Below are 2,881 nucleotides of genomic sequence, written 5' to 3'. Positions count from 1 at the left end.
TCAACTATAATTTCTGGCAATAGTAATTTGATAAGTTCGCTATATGAATCTGGCATGGGTAGTTATTTATAAATGCAAATATCCCTTTTTTAATATTTCCCCACAACTTTTAGGATTGATCCCGGATCAATCCCAAAACCTGTGGAGGAGCAAAAATTAAGCATAAATATTAGTTAGTCTAAAAAGGAAAATGCAACGTTTCTAACTCCTCTAATTTGATTCAAAAAGAGTAAGCTAAATCCTTTTACAACTCTCTCAAAACTTTACGACAACCCCATAGTTAAGGAATCTAAGCGGTTCCGTTCAACAGGAAATTCATTATTGGTTTTTCAAATCCAGCGAAACTCTAGCTATAAGTGGTAGTTTTATTATTCTTTTGACAGAAAACTTGAAATCTCTATATGCATGTCTGGAATTTTATTTTTCATTACATCCCAAACTATGCTATAATTTACGCCAATGTAGTCGTGTATGAGTCTATCGCGCATTCCAGCCATATTTTTCCACTGAATGGTACTCCATTTAGCTTTAAAGTCAGCCGGAATTTTCTTTGTAGCTTCTCCAATAATTTCTAAACTTCGAACAACGGCGCGTTTTAAAGTTTCATCTTCTATAAAATCTTCGAACGACAAACTATCGCTAACCGAGATTACATAAGAACATTCGTCTAGAATATGTCTAAGAAATTCTTTTGGGTCTTTAGACATATTGAACTTCATTTAAAATTTTTGGACCAATATAGGGACTTAAACCGTTTTTTGTAACGACTTCAATTTTTTCGTTCTTGAAAAGTTTTTCAAACAAATCATAAACCGCCATGAAGTTATCGAAGTTTTCTTTTTCCGGTTCAAAATCAATCAACAAATCAATATCACTTTCGCTGGATTGCTCGTTACGAATGTAAGATCCAAACAAGCCAACATTTCGAATACCAAATTTCGAAAGCTTCAGCTTATTAGATTTCAGCGTTTTTAATATATTATCTTTTGTTGTCATTTTAAACTTTTTTCAAAGATACAAAAGTTTGTCTTTAGAAGCTGAGTTCCGGAAAAAATTACTATTAACACTCTCGTAATTTGCTGTTTTTGAGAATTTTGAATAAGAGGAATTTAAAAATACTATTTGATTGCAAGTTTCTTCAAATCTTGTAAAAAATGGTTCGTAAACGGTCCCGTATGGACCACCAAAAATCTTAAACCTTCAAAGTCATTTGATTTTGGAGGTTTTTTTGGTTCGAAATGATCGGATAATAACAGCTTAAAACCTATGAGGAAGCAAAAATTAGAACTTCTCAGTATCAAAATAGTGTAATTTGTTTGATCCGTAGTTGTCTTTCCAGATATTTTGTGGAAGTGAAATTGATCACGAATCACTTGATAAATAGAGATGTAAAAATTATTGATACAGATTTTTAGATAGTTAACATCCTGACGCTTGACGAGGTTAGGAAAATAGGAGTAGAGTTTTTGTGCTAAACAGATTATTGATTACGTAATTCCACCAACATCCCAACCTGACCAAACTGCAGTTAGCCGCTGGCTTGCTGTTCTCTCGAATAAGCATCGTTTCAAGTTTAGCTAGGATTGATTGCAAATTTATAATGGTTAGTGTAGTATAATAATTTCTCTAAAAATCATTGGACTTACTACTAATTTTTTTAACGTAAAACTTAGAAGCAATGGGAATCAGGGCCATTAAAAATAACACAATAATCCTCGGATAAACAGTGATTGCAACACCAATAATGCTGAGAGCTCCTACTGTAGATGTTAACAATTGATATGGAGGTAACAACGCTACATGTTTTTCGTTTCCATTTTGATTTGAATTTAATTGATTACCTATCTCTATTCAATTTTCGGCATCCGGCTTATTTTTTGTCAACAAGTTATTTGAACCGTTTGTCATTTACAGTCGGTGAGGATACTTTGAATGGTGCAATGTCCCCAAAGCTTGCGGCTAACTTGTATATCCCAGCCATAATTTTCATGCTATGTAAAGGTTGCTTTATTTCTTCAGTAATAAAGTTTACTTCTAACAGATCACTATTTTAGTTATATGACTATTTGTCTACTAAAGTGGCCCCGATGACCCCAGGTTTTTTTTCAGCGAGCTTTAATACTATTTCAAGAGTTTCAAGATTGATATCCTCTATTTTCTTAAATCTGATGCAACCGATCCCCTTACTAAGTTTGCCAAGCTCTTTTTTATATTTTTCCGCCTCGTCCTTATTCTCAACAACTGTACATACATAAATACTTAGATAGTTCTTCTGATTTGCAAGGGCAATTATGGGCCAATCTCTTTTTTGCTTTTTCGAATCTAGGTAGTAAAACATACCGTAGCCGATCATATTAGTTGCAAAATAAGGTTTTAGGTTCGGAACTACTTTTTGAATAAAATTGTGAATAAAATCAACATCTTTTTTGCTTTCTGCAGGAACCCTCAAAAGATATTCTTCTACTGATTTGGCTTCATTTTTTGCAAACATGTTCATAATAAGATTATTTATGTTAATTTTCAAATAAGTTTATTTCTAAAGCTTTTATGAAAAGTATTACAATATCAAAGATTTTCATTGTAAATGACTCTTTCATTTCATTAGGCTAAGATCGTTTATTTTTTTTACAACTCATCTTCTATCTTCAACGCCTGTCTGGTTAGATACTAGCAACTTATTTGATTGCAGTTTCTTTAAATCATCTATATAATGGTTCGTAAGAACCACCAAAAAAGTACAAACCTCCAAAGTCATTTGATTATGGGTATGCGTCCCAGCAATAGCATCAATCCACTAAATCCTGATTGAAGTATTGTGGAAGAAGATTATGCAGTTCTGATGATTTGGTATCATTGATATTATTTAGAACATGATGCAACC

3 protein-coding genes are annotated in these 2,881 nt (G+C 32.6%); all 3 read right to left on the bottom strand.

All coding sequences use genetic code 11. The features are described from left to right. Positions 1-368: 368 nt before the first annotated feature. Positions 369-719: a HepT-like ribonuclease domain-containing protein gene (locus tag ACNQGN_RS18830; protein ID WP_417989364.1), complete on the bottom strand. Its 351-nt coding sequence runs from the start codon at positions 717-719 to the stop codon at positions 369-371. After that, positions 700-996 carry a nucleotidyltransferase family protein gene (locus ACNQGN_RS18825; RefSeq protein ID WP_417989363.1) on the bottom strand — a complete coding sequence of 99 codons (297 nt, stop codon included), beginning with the start codon at positions 994-996 and terminating at the stop codon, positions 700-702. The genes ACNQGN_RS18830 and ACNQGN_RS18825 overlap by 20 nt, the downstream gene beginning before the upstream one ends. Positions 997-2,062: 1,066 nt before the next feature. Next, a complete protein-coding gene (locus ACNQGN_RS18820) occupies positions 2,063-2,497 on the bottom strand; it encodes a DUF1801 domain-containing protein (RefSeq protein ID WP_417989362.1) in 435 nt (144 codons plus the stop codon). Positions 2,498-2,881 lie beyond the last annotated feature (384 nt).

Origin of the sequence: Flavobacterium rhamnosi (genome assembly GCF_048286515.1) — a bacterium.
Classification (GTDB): domain Bacteria; phylum Bacteroidota; class Bacteroidia; order Flavobacteriales; family Flavobacteriaceae; genus Flavobacterium.
The sequence above is the reverse complement of the archived record's forward strand: the minus strand, read 5'-3'. Positions and strand labels throughout refer to the sequence as shown.